Below are 20,583 nucleotides of genomic sequence, written 5' to 3' on the forward strand. Positions count from 1 at the left end.
AACGCCTCATGAAAGGCATCGTGGTCAAGGCGCCCGGCGACGCCAGTCAGTTAGTTCTGGCTGAGTTGCCGGTGCCCAAGCCCGGTCCTTCTGAGGTGTTGCTGCAAGTCAAAGCGGCCGGTGTCAATCGGCCCGATGTGTTGCAGCGCCTTGGCCTGTATCCACCGCCACCTGGTGCCAGCCCGCATTTGGGGTTGGAAGTGGCTGGAATTGTGGTGGGTACAGGCGAAGGCGTTGACCCAAGCCTGATCGGGCGCTCGTTCATGGCCCTGTGCAATGGCGGTGGCTATGCAGAGTATGTCTGTGTGCCTGCCGGGCAGTGCATGCCCATCCCCGAAGGCCTTAGCTATGCGCAGGCAGCCACGCTGCCTGAGGTGTACCTCACCGTGTGGCAAAACCTGGTTTGGAAAGGGCGTTTGTCGGCCAACCAAGTGGTGTTGGTTCATGGCGGCAGCAGTGGCATTGGAACGGCGGCCATTCAGGTGGCCAGGCGTCTTCAGGCCCAAGTACTGGTCACAGTAGGGCACCAGGACAAGGCTGAATTCTGTCGGGCCTTGGGCGCGACTGCGGTCTTCAATCACCGAGATCAGGATTGGTCTGCGCTGGCCCTTGAGTGGACCTCCGGTCGGGGTGTGAACATAGTGCTCGACATGGTGGCGGGCAGCTACCTTGAACGTGACTTGGCCTGTCTGGCGGTTGGTGGGCAGGTGATTGTGATTGCGCTCTTGGGTGGTCGCCAGGCGTCGCTGGACGCGGGCAAGCTGCTCATGAAGCAAGCCACCTTGACGGGCTCTACCCTAAGGCCGCAATCGGCCGAGTTCAAGGCCCGCTTGGCCGCTGAGCTTGGGGCTGAGTTGTACAGTGGATTTGCGGCCGGCCACTACCGGGCCGTGGTGAGTGCTGAGTTTGAGTTGGCCGATGCGGCCAGTGCCCATCGCCTGATGGAATCTGGCGAGTTGATGGGCAAAATTGTATTGACCGTATGACATTGTTGAAAGGTTCGGGAGACCTGCATGACGACAAGAAAAAAATTGGTGGCTGGTAACTGGAAAATGAATGGCGGCTTGGCGGCTAACGCCGAGCTGGTGCGCGGTTTCTTGCCTGCGGTCACCGCTGATGTCGAGGTGTCTGTATTTGCACCATTTCCTTATCTGGCCCAATTGCAAGGATTGCTCGAAGGCACGGCTGTGGCTTTTGGTTCGCAGGATGTGTCCGCGAAGGCCAGTGGCGCTTACACCGGTGAGGTGTCTGTGTCGATGCTCAAAGAGTTTGGGGTTCGCCAAGTGATTGTGGGCCATTCCGAGCGCCGCAGCTACCATGCAGAAAGCAGCGAAACCGTGGCTTTGAAAGCGGTGGCAGCCCTTGAGGCCGGGTTGGTGCCCCTGGTGTGCGTGGGTGAAACCCTGGCGGAGCGCGAAGCAGGGCAGGTCGAGTCAGTGATTGCATCCCAGCTTGATCCAGTGATTGCCCAATGTGCGCGTTTTGTACAAAACGGCCAGTGGCCGCTGGTGATCGCCTACGAACCCGTTTGGGCCATCGGCACCGGAGTCACCGCCAGCCCTGAGCAGGCGCAGGAGGTTCATGCGATGATCCGTGCCCGGCTGCAGGCCATGCTGGGTGAGTCTCTGGCCCAGTCCACTCGCATTCTTTATGGCGGCAGTGTCAAACCCGGTAATGCCCAAGAACTTTTTAGTAAACAAGACATCGACGGTGGCCTGATTGGCGGTGCTGCTTTGTCATCCGACGATTTCTCTGGAATAATACGCGCCGCGAAAGGTTAAACTGACGATTATGAATCTCTTTCACTCCATCATTACTGTCGTGCAGGTTCTGTCTGCAGTGGCGGTCATCATCCTTGTTTTGTTGCAGCACGGCAAAGGCGCCGACATGGGCGCAGCCTTCGGTAGCGGCTCGTCTGGAAGCCTGTTTGGTGCTACGGGTTCTGCGAATTTTCTGAGTCGCAGCACGGCGGTTTGTGCTACAATCTTTTTGCTGTGCACATTGGGTTTGTCATTTTTTTCGCGTAGCGAAATCGGTCGTGAATCCAGTGGTGTGATGGAATCAATTCAGACTGCTCCTGCGGCCGAGGGAACGGCAACCCCTGCGCCTGTAGTGCCTTCTGAGCCTGCCAAACCAGTGCAGGAAATTCCAAAGTAATTCAGCACAATATTGCGCCGACGTGGTGGAATTGGTAGACACGCTATCTTGAGGGGGTAGTGGCCACAGGCTGTGCGAGTTCGAGTCTCGCCGTCGGCACCATATTCAGGTAAAAAAGCCGGTCCAAACGCTATGGCCGGCTTTTTTTTGGTTAACGAAAATGCAGTTAGGGTTTACACGGGAGCCAGCGTGAATCTAGAGTCCTATTTTCCAGTATTGCTGTTTATCTTGGTGGGTATTGGTGTCGGTGGTGGCGCCATGTTGGTAGGGCGCCTGTTGGCCCCGCACCGCCCCGACAGCCAAAAACTGTCCCCCTACGAGTGTGGATTCGAGGCTTTCGAAGATGCCCGCATGCAATTTGACGTGCGCTACTACCTCGTGGCCATTCTCTTCATTCTGTTTGACCTGGAAATCGCGTTTCTTTTTCCATGGGCCTTGGCCTATCGTGAAATTGGCGTCGTCGGCTTTTGGTCAATGATGATTTTCCTTGGTGTCCTGGTGGTCGGTTTCATTTACGAATGGACCCGCGGCGCTCTGGACTGGGAATAACACACACTGTTTTGCGTGAAGGAATTACACCATGGGAATTGATGGCGTATTGAACGAAGGGTTTATTACGACCACGGCCGACAAGCTGATCAACTGGGGTCGTACGGGCTCGTTGTGGCCCATGACATTTGGCTTGGCATGTTGCGCGGTTGAAATGATGCACGCGGGCGCCAGTCGTTACGACTTGGACCGCTTCGGCATCATCTTCCGCCCCAGCCCGCGTCAGTCTGACCTCATGATTGTGGCCGGTACCCTCTGCAACAAAATGGCGCCTGCCTTGCGCAAGGTTTACGACCAAATGGCTGAGCCCCGTTGGGTGCTGTCCATGGGGTCCTGTGCCAACGGCGGTGGTTATTACCACTACAGCTATTCAGTGGTTCGGGGCTGTGACCGCATCGTGCCCGTGGATGTCTACGTGCCAGGTTGTCCTCCCACCGCAGAAGCCTTGATGTACGGTCTGCTCCAGTTGCAGAACAAGATCAAGCAAACATCAACCATTGCGCGCTGAGGTCTAAGCCATGTCTGAAAACCTTCTGCGTCTGCAAGCCTCGGTTCAGGAAGTGCTGGGTGAGCGCCTCGTGTCGTCCTCCATTGGCTGCGGCGAGTTGAACATCGTGGTCAAAGCGTCGACTTATCTGGAGTCCTGCACGCTGCTGCGCGACCATGATGCACTGGCCTTCGAGCAACTGATCGACTTGTGTGGCCTGGACATGCAGTCCTACAAAAACGAGGTCAATGAAGGCCCTCGTTTCTGGACAGTGCTTCAACTGCTCTCAGTCTCCAACAATCAGCGAGTGCGCGTCAAAGTGGCCTGCCCGGACGACGATTTGCCCACCGTGGCTTCCGTCAACGCGGTGTGGTCCTCCGCAGGCTGGTACGAGCGGGAGTCATTCGACCTGTACGGCATTGTTTACGAAGGCCACGATGACCTTCGCCGTATTTTGACTGACTACGGCTTTGTGGGGCACCCCTTCCGCAAGGACTTCCCCTTGTCCGGTCATGTGGAAATGCGTTACGACCCTGAGCTCGGCCGTGTGGTGTACCAGCCTGTGACCATCGAGCCGCGTGAAATTACCCCCCGCATCATTCGCGAACCTCAATACGGTGGAGCGAAATAATCATGGCAGAAATCAAGAATTACACCCTGAACTTCGGTCCTCAACACCCGGCAGCACACGGCGTGTTGCGCTTGGTGCTGGAACTGGACGGTGAGGTTGTGCAACGCGCCGATCCACACATTGGCCTGTTGCATCGGGGTACAGAAAAGCTGGCCGAGCACAAAACCTTCATTCAGTCCTTGCCCTACATGGATCGTCTGGACTATGTGTCCATGATGGCGAATGAACACGCTTACTGCATGGCCGTCGAAAAACTGCTGGGCATCGAGGTGCCGGTTCGCGCGCAATACATCCGTGTGATGTTTGACGAGATTACCCGCATCTTGAACCACCTGCTGTGGATCGGTGCGCATGGTCTGGACGTGGGGGCAATGGCGGTGTTCCTGTACGCCTTCCGCGAACGGGAAGATCTGATGGACTGCTATGAGGCGGTGTCCGGCGCGCGTCTGCATGCCGCGTACTATCGCCCTGGTGGTGTGTATCGCGACCTGCCTGACACCATGCCCCAGCACAAGCCTTCCAAGGTGCGTTCGGCCAAAAAACTGGCTGAGATGAACCGCAACCGTCAAGGTTCGCTGCTGGACTTTATTGATGACTTCACACAGCGCTTCCCGGCCTATGTGGACGAATATGAAACCCTGTTGACCGACAACCGCATTTGGAAACAGCGCTTGGTCGGCATCGGTGTGGTTACACCAGAGCGCGCACTCTCCATGGGCTTCACAGGCCCAATGCTGCGTGGTTCTGGCATCGCTTGGGATTTGCGCAAGAAGCAGCCCTACGAGGTGTACGACCGTCTGGATTTCGACATTCCTGTGGGCAAGAACGGCGACTGCTACGACCGTTACCTGGTGCGCGTGGAAGAAATGCGCCAGTCCAACCGCATCATTCAACAATGCGTGAAGTGGCTGCGTGAGAACCCAGGCCCCGTGATGAGCGACAACCACAAAGTGGCCCCGCCCAAGCGTCTGGACATGAAGTCCAACATGGAAGAGTTGATTCACCACTTCAAGCTGTTTACCGAAGGCATGCACGTGCCAGAAGGTGAAGCCTATGCCGCGGTGGAGCACCCCAAGGGCGAATTCGGTATCTACATGATGGCCGACGGTGCCAACAAGCCTTACCGCCTGAAAATTCGTGCGCCCGGTTATGCGCACCTTCAAGGATTGGACGAGATGTCCCGCGGCCACATGCTGGCCGACGTGGTGACCATCATTGGTACCCAGGACATCGTGTTCGGTGAAATCGACCGTTGATGGTCAATCAAGACCACTGAGGAACAACGCAAGATGAAGTTGAGTGAAAACGCGTGTCGCTTGATCGACAAAGAGCTGGCCAAATACCCCGCAGACCAAAAGATTTCTGCGGTGATGTCGGGCCTGCGCATCGTTCAGACCGAACTGGGTTGGCTGCCACCCGAGGCCATTGAGGCCGTGGCGCAGTACCTCGAGATTGCGCCGATTGCGGCCTACGAGGTGGCCACCTTCTACAACATGTACGACCTGAAAAAGCTCGGCAAATCCAAGATCACCGTGTGCACCAACCTGCCTTGTGCCTTGTCAGGCGGGACTGATGCTGCCGAGTATCTGAAAAAGAAACTCGGTATCGATTTCAATGAAACCACCGCAGATGGCCTGTTCACCCTCAAGGAAGGGGAGTGCATGGGTGCCTGTGGTGATGCACCTGTGTTGCTGGTGAACAACCACCGCATGTGCAGTTTCATGAGCAATCAAAAGCTCGACGCGCTTGTAGAGGAGTTGAAGTCATGACCTGTTTGCACGGACGTCACATCAACCCAGTCATTCTGGCTGGTCTGGATGGCAACAATTGGGACCTCAAAGGCTATGAAGCCCGTGGTGGTTACAAGGCCTTGCGCAAAATTCTCACGGAAGGTATCTCGCAGGAAGACGTGATCGCCGAGGTGAAAAAATCAGCCTTGCGTGGCCGTGGAGGTGCCGGCTTCCCCACCGGTTTGAAGTGGAGTTTCATGCCCCGTCAGTTCCCCGGCCAAAAGTACCTGGCCTGTAACTCGGACGAAGGCGAGCCCGGTACATTCAAAGACCGAGACATTCTGCGTTACAACCCACATTCCGTGATCGAAGGCATGGCAATCGCCGCGTATGCCATGGGTATTTCTGTGGGTTACAACTACATCCACGGCGAAATCTGGGAAACCTACGAGCGTTTCGAAGAGGCGCTTGAACAGGCTCGTGCTGCCGGTTATCTCGGTGACAACATTCTGGGTTCCAACTTCAGCTTCCAGTTGCACGCGCACCATGGTTACGGCGCATACATCTGCGGTGAAGAAACAGCCTTGATTGAATCCATCGAGGGCAAAAAGGGGCAGCCACGCTTCAAGCCGCCTTTCCCCGCGTCCTATGGCATTTACGGCAAGCCCACCACGATCAACAACACTGAAACTTTTGCAGCGGTGCCGTTCATCCTGCAAAACGGTGGGGACTGGTTCCTTGAACTGGGCAAGCCCAACAACGGCGGCACGAAAATTTTCTCGATTTCCGGTGACGTTGAAAAGCCTGGCAACTACGAAATTCCATTGGGCACCCCGTTTGCCAAACTGCTTGAACTGGCTGGTGGCATGAAAGGCGGCCGCAAGTGCAAGGCTGTGATCCCCGGCGGCTCGTCCATGCCTGTGTTGCCTGGCGATGTGATGTTGGCCACGGACATGGATTACGACTCCATTGCCAAAGCGGGGTCAATGCTGGGTTCCGGCGCGGTCATCGTGATGGACGAAACACGCTGCATGGTCAAGAGCCTGCTCCGTTTGTCCTACTTCTATTACGAAGAAAGCTGCGGACAGTGCACACCCTGCCGCGAAGGCACGGGTTGGCTGTACCGGATCGTCAACCGTATTGAGCACGGTGAAGGCCGTCCGGAAGACTTGGACATGCTGAATTCGATTGCTGACAACATTCAGGGCCGCACCATTTGTGCGCTGGGTGACGCAGCAGCGATGCCCGTCCGGGCTTTCCTGAAGCACTTCCGTGAAGAATTTGAGCACCACATTACCCACAAGTCGTGCATCGTGCCGGCTTACGTGTAAACCCCTGCGGGACATTACAAATGGTTGAACTTGAAATTGATGGCGTGAAAGTCGAAGTGCCTGAAGGCAGCATGCTGATGGATGCCGCCACGAAGGCAGGCAAATATGTGCCTCACTTCTGCTATCACAAAAAACTGTCGATCGCGGCCAACTGCCGCATGTGCCTGGTTGATGTGGAGAAGGCCCCAAAGCCCTTGCCAGCCTGCGCCACGCCTGTGGCCCCCGGCATGATCGTCCGTACCCAGTCCGAGAAAGCAGTTCAGGCTCAAAAGAGCGTGATGGAATTCCTGCTGATCAATCACCCGCTGGACTGTCCGATTTGTGACCAAGGCGGTGAGTGCCAGTTGCAGGACATCGCCGTAGGTTACGGCGGCGTGACCTCCCGGTACAAAGAAGAGAAGCGTGTGGTGTTCTACAAGGACATCGGTCCGCTGGTGTCGGCTCAGGAAATGAGCCGTTGTATCCACTGCACCCGCTGTGTGCGCTTTGGTCAAGAAATTGCCGGCGTGATGGAGCTGGGCATGGCCAACCGTGGCGAGCATTCTGAAATCATGAGCTTCGTGGGCAATTCGGTGGATTCCGAACTGTCCGGCAACATGATCGACCTGTGCCCTGTGGGTGCACTGACCTCCAAGCCATTCCGCTACAGCGCCCGCACTTGGGAAATGGCCCGCCGCAAATCGGTGTCTCCACACGACAGCCTGGGTTCCAACCTGGTCGTTCAAGTCAAGGGTGACGATGTTCTGCGGGTGGTGCCCAATGAAAACGACGCCATCAACGAATGCTGGATTTCCGACCGTGACCGCTTCAGCTACGAAGGCCTGAAAGCCACTGACCGTTTGACCGAGCCGATGATTCGCAAAAATGGTCAGTGGGTCACCACCGACTGGCAGACCGCATTGAACGCGGTGGCCGAGGGCTTGAAAAAAGCCCGTCGTGAATCCACTGACATGAACAAGATTGGTTTTGTGGTGTCGCCCAACAGCTCTTTCGAGGAGTTGTCGCTGGCCAAAGCCTTGGCTCAAAGCCTGGGTACAAGCAGCATCGACGCGGGTTTGCGTCATGTTGACGGCTTGAACCTGCAGGGCGCAAAGCCATGGTTGGGTGCGTCTATTGCTGATGTGGCTGCTGCCGACGCTTTGGTCGTGATTGGTACCGACTTGCGCAATGACCAACCCCTGTTCACGCAACGCGTTCGTCAGGCCGCCAAGGAAGGCGCTCAGGTCGTGATCGTGAATGCAGGTGGTCTCGACCCTCTGATGCCCAAGGCCAAGTGGGTCAAGGCCGCGCCATCGCGCTGGGTATCCAGTTTGGATGACAGCACCGTGGCCAGCGCTTTGGCCGTTGAAGGCAAAAAGTTCCTGTTGATCGGCCAGCAAGTGCTGATGAGTGCGAATGCCAACGCCATTTTGGCCAAGGCGGCGGCCGTGGCCCAGTCCACCGGCGCAACGCTGGGCTTCCTGGGCGACGGTGCCAACTGGGTGGGCTCTTTTGTGGCTGGCGTTCAAGCCGCCGCGAACGGCACAGCATCCATTTCTGCAACCCTGGCTGCGAAGGCCAAGGCTGTGGTGGTGTGGGGCAACGAACCCGAGTTGGACAGCCTTGAAGGCCAGAAAGTATTGTCCGGTCTGAAGAATGCTGAGTTTGTTGTGCAGGCCAGTGCTTTTGTTGGCAACGCCAAGCTGTACGCCGACGTGTTGTTGCCCATCGCACCGTTCACCGAAACATCGGGCACTTATCTGAACATTGAAGGCACCGCCCAAAGCGTGAAGGCCACCGTCAAGCCGATGGGTGAAACACGCCCCGGCTGGAAGGTACTGCGCGTTCTGGGCAACCTGTTGGGCTTTGAAGGCTTTGAATTCAACAGTTCTGAAGAAGTGTTGAAGGCCTGCCTGCCCGCGCAACTGGGCCTGTCCAATGCCTTGTCGATCACCGCTGCAGCAGCGGGCATTGATGGCCTGGAGTTGGCCCCTTATGCACCAATTTATGACACTGATGCATTGGTGCGCCGCGCTGAGTCGCTGCGCCAAACCAAAGCGGCCAAACCCGCTTTGGCCCAGATCAGCGAAGCCACGGCAGCCCGTTTGGGTGTCCACAACGGCGTCACGGTCAAGCTCTCCGACGCCCAAGGCGGTTCGCTGGTGGCGGCAGTGCGTGTGAGCAAACTGGTGGCGGACAACGTGGTGTTGGTGCCTGTTGGCCGTGCAGACACCTTGGGCCTGCGTGCAGTGTCCGGTGCGGTGTCTCTTGAGTTGAACGCAGTCAGCGAGGTGCAGGCATGAGCTCCCCGATTGAAATGATCACCACGGTGGGCGCAGAACTGTTGGGCCCCGCGTGGTTGCCCGTGTGGACACTGGCCAAGATTCTGTGCATTACTTTGCCTCTGCTGGGCCTGGTGGCTTACCTGACGTATTGGGAACGCAAGATGATTGGTCGCATGCACATCCGCATGGGCCCAACGCATGTTGGCCCCATGGGTTTGCTGCAACCCATCGCCGACGCGGTCAAGATGATGTTCAAGGAACTCATCGTACCCACCAACGCCAACAAAGGCCTGTTTGTGGTGGCCCCCATCATGACCATCATGCCAGCCCTTGCTGCATGGGCTGTGATGCCATTCGGCCCCGATGTGGTGCTGGCCAATGTGAACGCTGGCTTGTTGTACCTGATGGCCATCACCTCGTTGGAAGTGTACGGCGTGATCGTGGCGGGTTGGGCATCCAACTCCAAGTATGCCTTCCTGGCAGCCATGCGCGCTTCTGCCCAGATGGTGTCTTATGAGCTGGCCATCGGTTTTGTGCTGGTGACTGTGTTGTTGGTAACCGGCAGCCTGAACATGACCGACATCGTGCTCAGCCAGACCCGGGGCCAATTTGCCGATGCGGGCCTGAATTTCCTGTCCTGGAACTGGTTGCCGCTGCTGCCCCTGTTCGTGATTTACCTGATCTCTGGTGTGGCTGAAACCAACCGTCACCCCTTCGACGTGGTGGAAGGTGAGTCCGAGATTGTGGCCGGACACATGGTGGAATATTCCGGCATGAGTTTCGCCATCTTCTTCCTGGCTGAATACGCCAACATGATCCTGATTTCTGCTTTGGCAGCCATCATGTTCTTCGGCGGTTGGGCAGCCCCAGTGGAAGTGGCACCGTTGACTTGGGTTCCAGGCTGGTTGTGGTTGGGTATCAAAACTTTCCTGATCGTGTCCATGTTCATCTGGTTCCGTGCGTCATTCCCGCGTTACCGCTATGACCAGATCATGCGCCTGGGTTGGAAAGTATTCATTCCCCTCACGCTGGTTTGGCTGGTTGTGGTGGCTGCCTGGATGCAGACGCCATGGACAATCTGGAAATAATCGAGAGCTGCCATGTTTCTAATGATCAAAGATTTTCTGAACAGCTTGTTGCTGCGTGAAATGCTCAAAGGTATGGCCTTGACCCTGAGCTATTTCTTCACCACGCCCATCACGCTGATGTACCCGGTGGAAAAAACGCCAATGTCACCCCGGTTCCGTGGCTTGCACGCCTTGCGCCGCTACCCCAATGGGGAAGAGCGTTGCATCGCTTGCAAACTCTGCGAAGCCGTTTGCCCTGCCATGGCCATCACCATTGAATCGGAACAGCGTGAAGATGGCACCCGCCGCACCAAGCGTTACGACATCGACCTGACCAAATGCATTTTTTGCGGGTTTTGTGAAGAGTCTTGTCCTGTGGACTCCATCGTAGAGACTCACATTCACGAGTACCACGGCGAAAAGCGGGGCGACCTGTATTTCACCAAGGAAATGCTGCTGGCTGTGGGTGATCGGTATGAGGCTGAAATTGCAGCCAACCGCGACGCAGATGCTGCTTACCGATAAATCGAATTCAACGATCTAGACTCGTTATGAACGCTATCTCTGGTTTCTTTTATGTGTTTTCAGCCATTCTCGTGTTTGCGGGATTGCGCGTGATCACAGCCCGCAACCCTGTCCACGCTGCACTGTATCTGGTGCTGGCATTCTTCTCTGCCTCGGCGGTCTGGATGCTGCTGGAAGCTGAGTTCCTGGCCATTTCATTGGTGCTGGTGTACGTCGGCGCGGTGATGGTGTTGTTCCTCTTTGTCGTGATGATGGTGGACTTGAACCTGGACAAGCTGCGTGCCGGTTTCTGGAAAAACCTGCCGGTGGCCACCATCGTGGGCTCGCTCATTGCGTTTCAGATGTCCGTCATCCTGATGCGTGGCTTCTGGGACCCCAACGCGGAAGCACCCAAGCAGGCTGAAAACAACTCTGCCGCCCTGGGCAAGCTGCTGTACACCGAATACTTGTATCCGTTCGAAGTGGCGGCTTTGATTTTGCTGGTGGCCATGGTGGCTGCCATTGCACTGACCCTGCGCAAGCGCAAGGACACCAAAGCCCAGAACCCGTCCGAACAGGTTCGTGTGAAGGCCGCCGACCGCGTGAAGCTGGTCAGCATGCCTGCAGACGTTGACCGCAAGCAGACCAAGTCTGCCCAATAAGAAAGGATCCACCATGATTTCTCTGGCTCATTTTCTGGTCCTTGGCGCGATCCTTTTCTCGATCAGCGTGATTGGTATTTTCCTGAACCGCAAGAACCTGATTGTTCTGTTGATGGCCATCGAACTGATGTTGCTGGCCGTGAACATGAACTTTGTGGCGTTCTCCCACTACCTGGGCGACTTGTCCGGTCAGTTGTTTGTTTTCTTCATTCTCACAGTGGCTGCTGCTGAATCTGCCATCGGTCTGGCGATTCTGGTGGTGCTCTTCCGCAACATGAACTCGATCAACGTCGAAGACCTCGACCAGCTCAAGGGGTAAGCACGAATGAATCCATTGTATTTGATCATTCCGTTTGCTCCGTTGCTGGGTTCTATCCTGGCTGGCCTGTTTGGCAAGCAAATTGGGCGCCGTGGTGCGCACACCGTGACCATTCTGGGTGTGGCAGTGTCTCTGGTGGCCTCCATTCTGGTGTTTCAGGATGTAATGGCCGGCAACACCTTCAATGGCACGCTGTATCAGTGGGCTGTGGTGGGCAAGCTGGTTTTCGAAGTGGGTTTCCTGATTGATACCCTGACGGCCACCATGTTGCTGGTGGTGACCAGTGTGTCGCTGATGGTGCACATTTACACCATTGGTTACATGGAAGAAGACCCAGGCTATCAGCGCTTCTTCTCCTATATTTCCCTGTTCACCTTCTCCATGCTGATGCTCGTGATGAGCAACAACTTCCTGCAACTGTTCTTTGGTTGGGAAGCGGTGGGTTTGGTGTCCTATCTGCTGATCGGCTTTTGGTTCAAAAAGCCCACAGCGGTTTACGCCAACCTGAAAGCGTTCCTGGTGAACCGTGTGGGCGACTTTGGTTTCATTCTCGGCATTGGTTTGATCATGGCCAACGCGGGTTCCATGAACTACACGGAAGTGTTTGCCAAGGCCAACGACTTGGCCCCGATGACCTTCCCCGGCACGGACTGGCCTTTGTTGGCCGTGGCCTGTATCTGTCTGTTTGTGGGTGCCATGGGTAAATCGGCCCAGTTCCCGCTGCATGTGTGGCTGCCCGATTCCATGGAAGGCCCTACACCCATTTCCGCACTGATTCACGCGGCGACCATGGTGACGGCAGGTATTTTCATGGTCAGCCGGATGTCGCCATTGTTCGAACTGTCCGACATCGCCTTGAACTTCATTTTGGTGATTGGCTCCATCACTGCGCTGTTCATGGGTTTCCTGGGCATTATCCAGAACGACATCAAGCGTGTGGTGGCGTACTCCACGTTGTCTCAATTGGGATACATGACAGTGGCCTTGGGTGTGTCTGCTTACCCCGTTGCCATCTTCCACCTGATGACTCACGCCTTCTTCAAAGCGCTGTTGTTCCTTGGTGCCGGTTCGGTGATCATTGGCATGCATCATGACCAAGACATCCGCCACATGGGTGGCCTGTGGAAACACATGCCCATTACGTGGATTACCTCGTTGCTGGGCTCCTTGGCCTTGATTGGTACGCCATTCTTTGCCGGCTTCTATTCCAAGGACAGCATCATTGAGGCGGTGCATTTCAGCAATCTGCCTGCGGCCGGGTTTGCCACTTTTGCGGTGACTGCCGGTGTGTTCATCACCGCGTTCTACAGCTTCCGCATGTACTTCCTGGTGTTCCACGGTAAAGAGCGTTTCCACGACATTCAACATGACGACCACGGCCATGACGATGACCACGGCCATCATGGCCCAGTGCAGCCGCACGAGTCGCCTTGGGTGGTTACCCTGCCGTTGGTGCTGCTGGCAATTCCGTCCGTGCTGATTGGTTACATCGCCATTGAACCCATGTTGTACGGTGGGTACTTCAAAGACGTGATCACCATTCTGCCCAATCACGAAGCCATGGCCACTTTGGCCGAGGAATTCCACGGCGCTGCAGCCATGGGCCTGCATTCGGTGCACACCATGGCCTTCTGGCTGGCACTGGCTGGTGTTGCAACCGCGGCGGTGTGTTACCTCTGGGTGCCTGCGATTCCCGCGTTCTTCTACAAGGCGCTTAAGCCGGTGCACACCCTGCTTGAAAACAAGTACTACATGGACAAGATCAACGAGGTGGTGTTTGCCTCCGGTGCGCGTGGCCTGGGCCAGTTCTTCTGGAAGGTGGGCGACCGCACGCTGATCGACGGTTTGGTGGTGAACGGTAGCGCCCGCTTGGTGGGCTTGGTGTCCGGCGTGGTGCGATTCGCCCAAAGTGGATTCATCTACCACTATGCGTTTGCAATGATTCTGGGCGTATTGGCCATGATCATCGCGTTCATTTCTCTGAAATCATAAATAGGGTAGGGCGCTGGCTCTGACGACTGGAACAATTCCATGGCTAACAACATTCCTCTACTGAGTCTGGCAATCTGGTTGCCGATTGCCTTTGGTGTGCTGATCATGGCCACCGGCAATGACAAAAACCCGGGCACAGTCCGTGCGTTTTCATTGATCGGTGCCTTGGTCAGTTTTCTGGTGACCCTGCCACTGTACTTCCGCTTCGACACCAGCACTGCAAACCTGCAGTTCGTCGAGAAGCTGGACTGGATTCCTGCTTTCGGCGCCAGTTATGGCCTGGGCGTGGATGGCTTGTCCATGTGGTTTGTCATCCTGACCGCGTTGATCACCGTGTTCGTGGTGGTTGCTGCCTGGGAAGTGATTGAAGAAAAAGTGGCTCAGTACATGGCCGCATTCCTGATTCTTTCCGGCTTGATGATTGGCGTGTTCTCCGCCACCGACGGCTTGCTGTTCTATGTGTTCTTTGAAGCCACACTGATTCCGATGTACATCATCGTGGGTGTGTGGGGTGGCCCCAATCGCATTTACGCGGCATTCAAGTTTTTCCTGTACACGCTGTTGGGCTCCTTGCTCACCCTGGTGGCCCTGATTTACCTGCAGTCCAAGTCGGGCACCTTTGAAATTGCCGCTTGGCACAAGCTGCCCCTGAGCATGACTGAGCAGGTGCTGATTTTCCTGGCATTCCTGATGGCCTTCGCGGTGAAAGTGCCAATGTGGCCTGTTCACACCTGGCTGCCTGATGCCCACGTGGAAGCGCCCACCGGTGGTTCTGTGGTGCTGGCCGCCATTATGTTGAAACTGGGTGCTTATGGTTTCCTGCGTTTCTCATTGCCGATTGCCCCCGATGCAAGCCATGAATTGGCAGGCTTCATGATCACACTGTCGCTGGTTGCTGTGGTGTACATCGGTGTGGTGGCTTTGGTGCAGAAGGACATGAAGAAACTGGTGGCGTATTCATCCATCGCGCACATGGGTTTCGTGACCCTGGGCTTTTTCATGTTCCAGGACCTGGCCATTCAAGGCGCAATCATTCAGATGATTTCTCACGGTTTCGTGTCGGGTGCCATGTTCCTGTGTATTGGCGTGCTGTACGACCGCGTACACAGCCGTGACATCGCGGCCTACGGCGGTGTGGCCAACACCATGCCCAAGTTTGCTGCGCTGTTTTTGCTGTTTGCAATGGCGAATTCTGGTTTGCCGGCCACCAGCGGTTTCGTGGGTGAATTCATGGTGATTCTGGGGGCTGTGAAGTTCAATTTCTGGATTGGACTGTTGGCAGCCACCACCCTGATTTTTGGCGCTGCGTATTCCCTGTGGATGTACAAGCGCGTGGTGTTTGGCGATGTGGCCAATGAAGATGTGAAGGAACTGCAGGACGTCAATGCCCGTGAGTTTGGCATGTTGGCGGCCATGGCTGTTCTTGTGCTGGCGATGGGCCTGTTCCCCAAGCCATTCACGGATGTGTTGCAGGTGTCGGTTGACGCCTTGTTGCAGCATGTTGCCCAGTCCAAGCTTTAATTGAGGAATCCTCCGTGGAATCGATGAATTTTTGTCTGGCTCTTCCCGAGATTGCTTTGGCGGTGTTTGCCTCGGCATTCCTGATCGCGGACAGCGTGACCAAAGGCCGTATTCTGGGCCTCTTGCACAACGTGGTGGTGTTGTTCTGTGTGGCCTTGGGCGCATACTGCCTGGCCCAAGTGCCGGGTGCGGCCAATGAAGCCACTTTCAACAACATGTACGTGTCTGATGGCATGGCTTTGGCCCTGAAAGGGTTTGCGGCATTGGCCATTGCCTTCACCCTGGTGGTGGGCGCCGATTACGCCCGTGACCGCGACATGTTCAAGGGCGAATTGCACGCTTTGGTGATGTTCAGCCTGCTTGGGCAGTTCATCATGATTTCGGCCAACAACCTGTTGCTGATTTATCTGGGTGTTGAGCTGCTGTCATTGAGCCTGTACGCCCTGGTGGCCATGCAGCGTGACAGTGTGCGGGCCACAGAAGCTGCCATGAAGTATTTCGTGCTGGGCGCTTTGGCTTCAGGTTTCCTGCTGTACGGCATGTCGATGATCTACGGTGCAACAGGTTCGCTGAACCATGCCGACATTGCTTTCGCGGCAGCTGGTGCAGGTGCGAAGTCCATTATTTTTGTGTTCGGTCTGGTGTTCATTGTTGCGGGTCTGGCCTTCAAACTGGGCGTGGTGCCGTTCCACATGTGGGTGCCTGACGTGTATCACGGCTCGCCCTCCATCGCGACATTGCTGATCAGTGGTGCCCCAAAGCTGGCTGCGTTTGCAATGATGATTCGCCTGTTGGTGGATGGCTTGTACCCCAAAGCGTTCGATTGGCAGCAAATGTTGATGGTGTTGGCGGTGGCTTCCCTGGCCATCGGCAATCTGACTGCCATTGCACAAACCAACTTCAAGCGGATGCTGGCGTACTCGACCATTTCCCAGATGGGCTTCATGCTTTTGGGCATGATGTCGGATGTGATTGCCGGTGACCATGCCAATGCGACCGCTGCCTATTCCTCAGCCATGTTCTATTCAGTGACTTATGTGCTGACCACCTTGGGCACCTTCGGGGTGATTATGGTGCTGTCGCGCAAAGGCATTGAGGTCGAAGAGATTGCTGACTTGAAAGGGTTGAACAAGCGTTCCCCCTGGCTGGCTTTGGTGATGCTGCTGTTGATGTTCTCCTTGGCGGGTATTCCTCCGATGGTGGGCTTTGCAGCCAAGCTGGCTGTGCTGAAGGCCTTGCTGGCCACCGGTCAGGTTTGGCTGACAGTGTATGCCGTCATGTTCAGCTTGGTGGGTGCGTTTTATTACATCCGCATTGTGAAAGCCATGTACTTTGAAGCACCGGCTGACGAGGCTGAAGTGGCGATGGCCGGTTCTGCGCGTGCTGCCTTGGGCTTGAACGGTCTGTTGGTGATTGGCCTTGGCCTGTTGCCCGCACCCTTGATGGCGTACTGCGTTGAGCTTATCAAGCAGTCCATCTCGGGCTGATTGTCGGGGTCGACGTGTCACAAACTCTCGCGCATTGGATCCTGTTTCTGGTGATGCTGACGATGGCGAATTTGCCGTTCGTCAGCAACCGAATCATGGGGGTCTTCAAGACCGCTCAGAAATCAGGCTGGGTGCGTGTGCTTGAAGTACTTGTTGGGTATTTGCTCACCGGCCTTGTGGGTACGGGGCTTGAGGCCACACTGGGGCAGATCAACCCCCAGCGCTGGGAGTTTTACGCGCTGACCTTTTGCCTGTTTCTGGTGTTGGGCTTTCCCGGGTTTGTGTACCGTTTTTTGTGGCGCAGCCCGAAAGCGGCCTAGTCAGCCCTAGGGGCCCACGACAGGTCCAATACGCCAGCCTTCTGGCATTCAGAATACGGTGACACCCACCTTCAAGTGGTGTTCCCCACCCCCATGCACCACACCGCGTATCGGCGGCACATCGGCATAGTCTCTGCCCACCGCAACGGTCACATAACGCACGTCGGGGAGTTGGTTGTTGGTCGGATCATAGTCGACCCAACCCACTTCTGGCCCGCACCACACAGACACCCACGCGTGGCTTGCATCGGCACCAAGCAGTTTGGGCTGGCCGGGCGGTGGTTCAGTCAGCATATAGCCACTGACGTACCTTGCAGCCAAGCCCAAAGACCTCAACACCCCGAGCATGACGTGGGCGAAGTCCTGGCAAACACCTTGGCGTTTTTGCATGACTTCCTGCACGGTGGTTTCAATGGTGGTTGATCCGCTTTTGTAACTGAATTCCCGGAAGATGCGTTGCATCAGGGCGTGGCTGGCCAACACCACGGGGCGACCAGGCCAAAAGTCCAAGGTGCCGTAGTCCCGCAGGCTGTCCAGAATGGGGACATGTTTGCTTTCAAAACGGAATTGAAACTCGCGGGTGATGGGTTGCCCGGCGCGGTAGCGCAGGCTGTCCACCAAGGTGTCCCACGCCGGTGATTTAACGTCTTCCAAGGGCCCTTGATGCAAGGCGGGCGTCATGGCCATTTCCATGTCGCTGGTCACTTCAAGATGGTCATGCGGGTAGTTCATCTCGAAGTGATGCACCGCATTGCCAAAGGCATCGGTGCTGGTTTGCACCTTGGAGGGGTTAGGACGAATTTTCAACGCATGTTTGATGACTTTTTGCCCTTTGCGCAGCAGGCCCGCGTCCATGGCGGGGCCTTCCTGCGGCTGCAGAATGCAGATCTGCTGAGAACATTCGGCTGGCAGGTCGTAGTCGTACTCGGTGACGTGCAGAACCTTGCGTATTTCGTTCGCCATGTTCAACGCCCCTGAATGATTTGATCGGCTTGGTCGGCCAAGCGGAAGTACTGTGCGCCGACCAGGTCAGACAGCATGTACGCGGTGTCCAGCAATTCCTGAAGCCAGGTGCGCAGTTGTCGACCGGTTTCCGCGGGGAAGGGGGGCTGAAGGCTTTCCAGCGTCAACCCTTCGGGCATGGTTCCGTCATTGAACACGCGGTCGAAGATTTGATGCAGGGGTTTGACATCGCCCGGCAACTGGCCAATGACGATATCCAATTTGTACAGAATGCGGTTCAAGGCGTAGGGGGCAGCATCGTCGAAAATCAACAGGTCCAGCGTGGGCAACCATTCGAAGCGGTGCTGGTAACGGCTGCGGTAGGTGATGGTGCTGTCGGCCAAGGCAATGGCCAAGTCCAGCCCGTGCTCGCCCGCTCGGCCAGGGACACTGGTCATCGAGAGCAGGCAATCGCATGCGCCACACAGGCGTTCAATCTGCCGCCCGAACTGCAGGAAGCGCCAGCCGTGGTCGCGTGTCATGTGGTCACTTTGTTCACCATGCATGGCCGTGAGGTAGAGGCGAATTTTTTCCAAAGCCTCGGTGGGCATGTAGCGGACGGACCGGTTGGTGTCCAGTTGGGTGAGCACTTTGGCGCAGTCGTTGAGCATGCGCCAGTGAGTGCTCGAGAGCCTGTCGCGCAGATGCCCAGCCACCATGGCCAGGTTGTTCAATTGCTGGGGCAAACCTTTCATCTGGCCGAAACTGCCTTGGTTGCCGGACCACAATGCGCTGAGCAGTTCGGCTTCGAAGCGTTCGGCATTCAAGGGCTGGGCTGGGTCAAATTCACTGCTCAGGCCTTGTTTGCCACACAACTCATGAAGGAAGCCAAGGGTGGTTGGGTCCAGTATTTCTTCTTCGCTCAGCAGCTTGTTGGCATGAAACAGGAGGCGCAGCGAGTAGCTGGCGCGCTCGGTGTAGCGGCCCAGCCAGAACAGGTGTTCGGCGGCGCGGCTGGACACCGGGCGGCGCAAGGCCTGAAGGTCTTTGGCCTGCAGTTTTTCTTTGAGGTTGCTGCTGCGGTCTACGGCATTGTCGCTGCAGATCCAGGTGTCCAGGCTGCTGCCTCCTTTTTGCATGGAGACGATGCCGTTTTGGTCTCCGGCAATGCGCGTCAAGCCTCCGGGCATCACGGTGTAACCGCCTTGGCCGTCGCTGACTGCAAAGAGGCGCAACATCATGGCGCGTTCGTCCAGGTGCCCGTCGGCAGTCCAGATGGGCGCACGCGACAGTGGAATAAGCTCTTGCAGGGTGTACTCGGAGGGGCGTTGGCTGATTCTGGACAACCAGTTGCGTTTGTCGACTTCGTCCAGCGATGAACCCATCACCGAATCCATGATGCGACCACGCCGGTTCGGCCCGGTGGATTTGATCACGAGGTTTTCAAGCCGTTCGCTGGCTTGCGCCCACGCAGGGCCTTCGCCACACCACCAACTGGGCACGCTGGGCAGGGCCAGAGGTTCCTGAAGGTAGTGTTCGCAAAGGCCGGGTACGAAGCCATGAATGGCCGGGCTTTCAAGCCAGCCTGCACCGGGCATGTTGGCCATGATGACACCGCCGGTGCGAATGGCCTGTAGCAAGCCGGGCACCCCGAGTTGGGAGTCTTCCCTCAGCTCCAGAGGGTCCAGCCATTGGTCATCGGTTCGCCGAATCAAGCCATCAATCTGTTCCAGACCGTTGACGGTTTTCAGGAACAGCAAATTGTTTCTGACCACCAAGTCGCTGCCTTCAACCAAGGTGATCCCGAGGTAGCGCGCGAGGTAAGTGTGTTCAAAATAGGTTTCGTTGTACGGGCCCGGTGTAAGCAGGGCTATGCGTGCGTTTTCACCTTTCGGTGAGCGCTTGCGCAGGGTGTCGATGTAGGTGCGGTAAAAGCCGGCCAGGTGCATTACCTGCATTTCGCGGAAGGCGCGGTTAAAGCTGCGCGAGATGCCGAGCCGGTTTTCCAGCACATAGCCCAGGCCGGAGGGGGCCATCATGCGGTGGGTGATGACCCACCACTGGCCGTCAGGGCCTCGGCCCAAGTCAAAGGCGACCATGTGCAGCCAAACATCCTGCGCAGGGCGAACACCATGCATTTGCGGCAGGTAGCCCGAATGGCCGTACACCAAGTCCGCTGGCAGCAGGCCTTTGTCCAACAGGGTTTGCTGACCGTAGACATCCACCATCATGTGGTTCAGCAATTTGGCCCGTTGTGAGATGCCTGCCTCAAGGGTGGCCCAGTCGCTTTTGTCGAGGATCAGCGGCAGCAGGTCGAGTGCCCAGGGGCGGGATGAGCCGCGCCCTTGGTCGGCATACACGTTGTAAGTAATGCCGTTGTCGCGAATCTGCTTGGCCAGCGCCGAGAATTTGGCGTTGAGGTGGTCTGGTGCTTCGCCTTTGGGCAGTTTGGAGACGAATTCGTCCCAGAGCGGACGCACCAAACCCTGCCCGGCCAACTCGCTGTAATACTCGCTGGTGCCTTGCAAGATCGCGACCTGCCAGGGTTCCTGGCTGGCCTTCTTGAGTTGGTCTGGATTGGCGCTCACGTCCTGCACGGGATAAAACTGAAGTAACCCCG

The 20,583-nt window shown here is 56.5% G+C and carries 20 protein-coding genes and 1 tRNA gene; 19 read left to right on the top strand and 2 right to left on the bottom strand.

Annotated features, from left to right (window positions below; translation table 11 throughout):
• Positions 1-8: 8 nt before the first annotated feature.
• The 19 genes from ACK4FF_RS12955 to ACK4FF_RS13045 all read left to right on the top strand — a co-directional run bounded on the left by ACK4FF_RS12955 (position 9) and on the right by ACK4FF_RS13045 (position 17,021).
• Positions 9-986, top strand: a complete 978-nt coding sequence (locus ACK4FF_RS12955) for an NAD(P)H-quinone oxidoreductase (RefSeq protein WP_409710008.1) — start codon at positions 9-11, stop codon at positions 984-986.
• Positions 987-1,013: 27 nt separating this feature from the next.
• On the top strand, positions 1,014-1,781 hold the full coding sequence (gene tpiA, locus ACK4FF_RS12960) for a triose-phosphate isomerase (protein WP_409710011.1): 768 nt from the start codon (positions 1,014-1,016) through the stop codon (positions 1,779-1,781).
• A 10-nt stretch (positions 1,782-1,791) separates the two neighbouring features.
• Positions 1,792-2,157, top strand: coding sequence for a preprotein translocase subunit SecG (gene secG / locus ACK4FF_RS12965; RefSeq protein ID WP_409710014.1), 366 nt, complete (start codon positions 1,792-1,794; stop codon positions 2,155-2,157).
• A 16-nt stretch (positions 2,158-2,173) separates the two neighbouring features.
• Positions 2,174-2,259: transfer RNA gene (locus ACK4FF_RS12970), tRNA-Leu, on the top strand.
• Positions 2,260-2,346: 87 nt separating this feature from the next.
• The gene (locus tag ACK4FF_RS12975) at positions 2,347-2,706 is read left to right on the top strand and encodes an NADH-quinone oxidoreductase subunit A (RefSeq protein WP_409710017.1); all 360 of its coding nucleotides are present in this window, start codon (positions 2,347-2,349) and stop codon (positions 2,704-2,706) included.
• Positions 2,707-2,737: 31 nt separating this feature from the next.
• Positions 2,738-3,214 (top strand): NuoB/complex I 20 kDa subunit family protein, encoded by a 477-nt coding sequence (locus tag ACK4FF_RS12980; protein WP_256765029.1) that lies wholly within the window; start codon positions 2,738-2,740, stop codon positions 3,212-3,214.
• 10 nt (positions 3,215-3,224) lie between these two features.
• Positions 3,225-3,824 carry an NADH-quinone oxidoreductase subunit C gene (locus tag ACK4FF_RS12985; protein WP_409710020.1) on the top strand — a complete coding sequence of 200 codons (600 nt, stop codon included), beginning with the start codon at positions 3,225-3,227 and terminating at the stop codon, positions 3,822-3,824.
• A 2-nt stretch (positions 3,825-3,826) separates the two neighbouring features.
• The gene (locus ACK4FF_RS12990) at positions 3,827-5,080 is read left to right on the top strand and encodes an NADH-quinone oxidoreductase subunit D (protein WP_409710022.1); all 1,254 of its coding nucleotides are present in this window, start codon (positions 3,827-3,829) and stop codon (positions 5,078-5,080) included.
• A gap of 33 nt (positions 5,081-5,113) precedes the next feature.
• Entirely contained in the window at positions 5,114-5,593 is a 480-nt protein-coding gene (nuoE, locus tag ACK4FF_RS12995) for an NADH-quinone oxidoreductase subunit NuoE (protein ID WP_409710025.1), read from the top strand.
• A complete protein-coding gene (gene nuoF / locus ACK4FF_RS13000) occupies positions 5,590-6,885 on the top strand; it encodes an NADH-quinone oxidoreductase subunit NuoF (RefSeq protein WP_409710028.1) in 1,296 nt (431 codons plus the stop codon). Before nuoE ends, nuoF begins: the two co-directional genes overlap by 4 nt.
• A 20-nt stretch (positions 6,886-6,905) precedes the next feature.
• Entirely contained in the window at positions 6,906-9,167 is a 2,262-nt protein-coding gene (gene nuoG / locus ACK4FF_RS13005) for an NADH-quinone oxidoreductase subunit NuoG (protein WP_409710031.1), read from the top strand.
• A gap of 14 nt (positions 9,168-9,181) precedes the next feature.
• Positions 9,182-10,237 carry an NADH-quinone oxidoreductase subunit NuoH gene (gene nuoH, locus ACK4FF_RS13010; RefSeq protein WP_409710199.1) on the top strand — a complete coding sequence of 352 codons (1,056 nt, stop codon included), beginning with the start codon at positions 9,182-9,184 and terminating at the stop codon, positions 10,235-10,237.
• A 12-nt stretch (positions 10,238-10,249) separates the two neighbouring features.
• Positions 10,250-10,741: an NADH-quinone oxidoreductase subunit NuoI gene (nuoI, locus tag ACK4FF_RS13015; protein WP_409710034.1), complete on the top strand. Its 492-nt coding sequence runs from the start codon at positions 10,250-10,252 to the stop codon at positions 10,739-10,741.
• A 26-nt stretch (positions 10,742-10,767) separates the two neighbouring features.
• Positions 10,768-11,382, top strand: coding sequence for an NADH-quinone oxidoreductase subunit J (locus tag ACK4FF_RS13020; protein ID WP_409710037.1), 615 nt, complete (start codon positions 10,768-10,770; stop codon positions 11,380-11,382).
• 13 nt (positions 11,383-11,395) lie between these two features.
• The gene (gene nuoK / locus ACK4FF_RS13025; protein ID WP_409710040.1) at positions 11,396-11,701 is read left to right on the top strand and encodes an NADH-quinone oxidoreductase subunit NuoK; all 306 of its coding nucleotides are present in this window, start codon (positions 11,396-11,398) and stop codon (positions 11,699-11,701) included.
• A 6-nt stretch (positions 11,702-11,707) separates the two neighbouring features.
• Positions 11,708-13,693 carry an NADH-quinone oxidoreductase subunit L gene (gene nuoL / locus ACK4FF_RS13030; protein WP_409710043.1) on the top strand — a complete coding sequence of 662 codons (1,986 nt, stop codon included), beginning with the start codon at positions 11,708-11,710 and terminating at the stop codon, positions 13,691-13,693.
• A 39-nt stretch (positions 13,694-13,732) separates the two neighbouring features.
• Positions 13,733-15,214, top strand: coding sequence for an NADH-quinone oxidoreductase subunit M (locus ACK4FF_RS13035; protein ID WP_409710047.1), 1,482 nt, complete (start codon positions 13,733-13,735; stop codon positions 15,212-15,214).
• Between the two features lie 23 nt (positions 15,215-15,237).
• Positions 15,238-16,701 (top strand): NADH-quinone oxidoreductase subunit NuoN, encoded by a 1,464-nt coding sequence (gene nuoN, locus ACK4FF_RS13040; protein WP_409710202.1) that lies wholly within the window; start codon positions 15,238-15,240, stop codon positions 16,699-16,701.
• A 14-nt stretch (positions 16,702-16,715) separates the two neighbouring features.
• Positions 16,716-17,021: a DUF2818 family protein gene (locus ACK4FF_RS13045; RefSeq protein ID WP_409710050.1), complete on the top strand. Its 306-nt coding sequence runs from the start codon at positions 16,716-16,718 to the stop codon at positions 17,019-17,021.
• A 48-nt stretch (positions 17,022-17,069) separates the two neighbouring features.
• Here the strand turns inward: ACK4FF_RS13045 and ACK4FF_RS13050 are convergent, their stop codons facing one another.
• Both ACK4FF_RS13050 and ACK4FF_RS13055 read right to left on the bottom strand, forming a co-directional pair.
• Entirely contained in the window at positions 17,070-17,984 is a 915-nt protein-coding gene (locus ACK4FF_RS13050; protein WP_409710052.1) for a transglutaminase domain-containing protein, read from the bottom strand.
• Between the two features lie 2 nt (positions 17,985-17,986).
• Positions 17,987-20,551: a circularly permuted type 2 ATP-grasp protein gene (locus tag ACK4FF_RS13055; RefSeq protein ID WP_409710055.1), complete on the bottom strand. Its 2,565-nt coding sequence runs from the start codon at positions 20,549-20,551 to the stop codon at positions 17,987-17,989.
• Positions 20,552-20,583 lie beyond the last annotated feature (32 nt).

Source organism: Limnobacter sp. (genome assembly GCF_046297615.1).
Taxonomy (GTDB): Bacteria; Pseudomonadota; Gammaproteobacteria; order Burkholderiales; family Burkholderiaceae_B; genus Limnobacter.

Excerpts from the sequence above, each read along its gene's own strand:
- secG (WP_409710014.1), top strand. The coding sequence starts at position 1,792 with ATGAATCTCTTTCACTCCATCATTACTGTCGTGCAGGTTCTGTCTGCA.
- ACK4FF_RS12990 (WP_409710022.1), top strand. The coding sequence starts at position 3,827 with ATGGCAGAAATCAAGAATTACACCCTGAACTTCGGTCCTCAACACCCG.
- ACK4FF_RS13035 (WP_409710047.1), top strand. The coding sequence starts at position 13,733 with ATGGCTAACAACATTCCTCTACTGAGTCTGGCAATCTGGTTGCCGATT.
- ACK4FF_RS12980 (WP_256765029.1), top strand. The coding sequence starts at position 2,738 with ATGGGAATTGATGGCGTATTGAACGAAGGGTTTATTACGACCACGGCC.
- nuoF (WP_409710028.1), top strand. The coding sequence starts at position 5,590 with ATGACCTGTTTGCACGGACGTCACATCAACCCAGTCATTCTGGCTGGT.
- ACK4FF_RS13050 (WP_409710052.1), bottom strand. The coding sequence starts at position 17,984 with ATGGCGAACGAAATACGCAAGGTTCTGCACGTCACCGAGTACGACTAC.
- ACK4FF_RS13020 (WP_409710037.1), top strand. The coding sequence starts at position 10,768 with ATGAACGCTATCTCTGGTTTCTTTTATGTGTTTTCAGCCATTCTCGTG.
- ACK4FF_RS12955 (WP_409710008.1), top strand. The coding sequence starts at position 9 with ATGAAAGGCATCGTGGTCAAGGCGCCCGGCGACGCCAGTCAGTTAGTT.
- nuoH (WP_409710199.1), top strand. The coding sequence starts at position 9,182 with ATGATCACCACGGTGGGCGCAGAACTGTTGGGCCCCGCGTGGTTGCCC.
- nuoN (WP_409710202.1), top strand. The coding sequence starts at position 15,238 with ATGAATTTTTGTCTGGCTCTTCCCGAGATTGCTTTGGCGGTGTTTGCC.
- nuoL (WP_409710043.1), top strand. The coding sequence starts at position 11,708 with ATGAATCCATTGTATTTGATCATTCCGTTTGCTCCGTTGCTGGGTTCT.
- nuoI (WP_409710034.1), top strand. The coding sequence starts at position 10,250 with ATGTTTCTAATGATCAAAGATTTTCTGAACAGCTTGTTGCTGCGTGAA.
- nuoK (WP_409710040.1), top strand. The coding sequence starts at position 11,396 with ATGATTTCTCTGGCTCATTTTCTGGTCCTTGGCGCGATCCTTTTCTCG.
- ACK4FF_RS12985 (WP_409710020.1), top strand. The coding sequence starts at position 3,225 with ATGTCTGAAAACCTTCTGCGTCTGCAAGCCTCGGTTCAGGAAGTGCTG.
- nuoE (WP_409710025.1), top strand. The coding sequence starts at position 5,114 with ATGAAGTTGAGTGAAAACGCGTGTCGCTTGATCGACAAAGAGCTGGCC.
- tpiA (WP_409710011.1), top strand. The coding sequence starts at position 1,014 with ATGACGACAAGAAAAAAATTGGTGGCTGGTAACTGGAAAATGAATGGC.
- nuoG (WP_409710031.1), top strand. The coding sequence starts at position 6,906 with ATGGTTGAACTTGAAATTGATGGCGTGAAAGTCGAAGTGCCTGAAGGC.